This is a genomic window from Streptomyces sp. NPDC001709 (assembly GCF_053596375.1).
The window spans coordinates 1-2436 of the sequence record NZ_JBSFGB010000132.1 but is presented as its reverse complement, the minus strand read 5'-3'; the positions used below and the strand labels follow the sequence as shown (position 1 = coordinate 2436).

The window sequence follows — 2436 nt, the reverse complement described above, 5'->3', positions numbered from 1 at the left end:
TCATTGGCTCGGCTTGCACTGGCAGTTGTGCACCGCTGTCAGCAGACTGTCAGCACGAACCATCGGTGCCCGGAAGGCGAGAACCCTTGCTCCTTACGACTGGCAGTGTCGTCATCTGCCTATGGCTGATCCTCTTTACCTGGGTCGGCTGGCGGCGGCGCAGGCATGGCGGCGGCGGAGTATCCAGTGCTGTGGCATGGGGCGAGCTCCTCCATCCGTCACAGCGGCACGTGCAACAGGAGCGGGAACGCCAACTTGTCCTCCGGGACGACGCCGAATCCGGTGCACCCCTCAGCTCTATTGACCTCGACTCCGGCAAGGCGGTTATCCGCCCCGCGCAGAGCGCCACGAGCAGGTACGACGGGCCGTAACGGTTAGGCACGTCGCCATCCGTCCGTGCACGGCTGCGAGGAGTTCTCGGCTTCCTCCAGCCCTACGCATCCACGGACCGACACAAGCCGGTCATCTTGCCGGACCGCTGCCCGCACCAGCACGCCATGTCCGCGCCTTGGCAGCCGATCACCAACAGTTGGTCTGCTCGCCGACTACCTCCGTAGGCGCATGAGCTCGAAGCGTATTTCTACTCCAGCAGCTTTTTCCTGGTGCAGTAACTTGCCAACGCCCCCTGGGAATGACCAGCTGCCGCAGAGCAGGACAACCGGAGGATCATCCATGCCCCGAGAGGCACCGTACCTCGCAGTAGCCGACGTGCTGCGCGCGCGGATTCTCGCCGGAGAGTGGAAGATCGGAGAGCGCCTGCCGTCCCGGGCACGGCTTGCCGTGGAGTACGGGTTCGGACGCAACGTCATACAGAGGGCCATGGACCGATTGATCATCGAGGGTCTCCTCGAAGGACGCGCCGGCTCGGGCACCTACGTCCGCACACCGCGAGAGCGCCTCCGACTGATCCGCTCGCGGCACCGCGAACGCCGGGAGGGTTCTCTCCCTTGGCAGGACAGGAGGGAGCGGGGCAGGGCCGACGCCTGGGATTCACACAGCCAGGTCCGCGTCCCCGCCCCTGAGCCAATCGCCGAGCGGCTCGCCATCAGCCCCGGGGACCTCTGTGTCTGTACTCATTACGAGTTCCTTGCCGACGGGCAACCTGTCCAGCTTTCCGAATCCTGGGAGCCGATGGCTATCACGGATGGAACGCCGATTGTGCTGCCCGAGATGGGTCCCCTGGCGGGTAAGGGGGTGGTCGAGCGCATGCGTTCCATTGGCGTGGTCATCTCAACTGTGGTCGAGGTGCCGCGCCCGGCCCGTGCCACCCAGGTCCAGGCGAACCTCCTGGGGATCAGCGTGGGAGACCTCGTGCTGCAGATCGAGCGGACCATCTTCGACACGGACGGACGCCCGGTGGAAACAGCTGACATGGTCATTCCGGACATGTGCCGGGAAGTGGTCTACGAGTTCGGAGTCGACCATCCGTAGTCGTTGAAGCCAGCAGAGGGACATCGGCAATTCGACAGTAGGGTATTTCATGGCGAAATCCTCCCGGCTCGGCCTCTTACGCAATCGGGACTTTGGGCGATTGTTTGCCGCCACTGCGCTGGGTCAGTTAGGCGACCGCATCATCTTTCTGGCTTTGCCTCTGGTTGCCATCGCGGTATTGCATGCCGACGAGTTCCAGGTGGGCTTACTGACCGCGATGACTTCGGCAGGATCGCTCCTGGTCGGGTTACCGGCAGGCGCGTGGGTGGACCGCATGCGGAAGCGATCGGTGATGATCAGCACTGATCTCGCTCGCGCGCTGTTCCTCTCGACGGTTCCGGTGGCATGGTGGGCGGGCCTTCTCACCATCTGGTGGCTCTATGCAGTCGCCGTGGTTCATGGAGTCTTGACTGTCTTCTTCGATGTTGCGTACGTCAGCTATCTCCCGCACTTGGTGGGACGCAGCAATCTCGTGGAAGGAAACTCAAAACTGTCGGCCATACGCTCGGTGACCAGTATCAGCGGGCCGACGGTGGCGGGGCCGCTGGTCGGCCTGGTTGGAGCTCCTGCAACGCTTTTGGTGAGTTCGGCCGGGATGGCTATGTCGGGGCTGCTCGCGATTACCATCAGGAAACGCGAAGAGAAGCCCGAGCCGAGCGAGCATCCTCAGTTGGATCGCGAGATCAAGGAAGGGCTGAAGTTCGTCGTCAAGTACCCTACCCTCCGTGCGATCATGCTGGGGGACGCGGTATTCAACCTCTTCCTGGTCATGTATCAGACCATGTTGCTGGTCTTTTTGGAGCGGGAGATTGGTCTCCAGTCCTTTGGTATCGGCCTCATTTTCTCAGGGATGGGTTGTGGTGCCTTGCTGGGTGCACTGTTGGCAACCAGGGTCTCCAAGCGGGTCGGGCAAGGTCCGGTCATCTGGCTGGCGTCGCTGGTTACCTGTCCGTTGACCGCGCTCATGCCGTTGGCCCGAGCGGGTTGGAGCGTGTATGTGGCTGC

The 2436-nt window shown here is 62.8% G+C and carries 3 protein-coding genes; all 3 read left to right on the top strand.

The genetic code is table 11. From position 1 onward, the window contains the following. Window positions 1-65: 65 nt before the first annotated feature. Window positions 66-371, top strand: coding sequence for a DUF6191 domain-containing protein (locus ACWC0C_RS48225; protein WP_450871533.1), 306 nt, complete (start codon window positions 66-68; stop codon window positions 369-371). Between the two features lie 301 nt (window positions 372-672). After that, window positions 673-1431 carry a GntR family transcriptional regulator gene (locus tag ACWC0C_RS48220; protein ID WP_450871532.1) on the top strand — a complete coding sequence of 253 codons (759 nt, stop codon included), beginning with the start codon at window positions 673-675 and terminating at the stop codon, window positions 1429-1431. A 49-nt stretch (window positions 1432-1480) separates the two neighbouring features. After that, window positions 1481-2436: MFS transporter (locus tag ACWC0C_RS48215; protein ID WP_450871531.1), on the top strand; the 956-nt coding region annotated here is incomplete at its 3' end.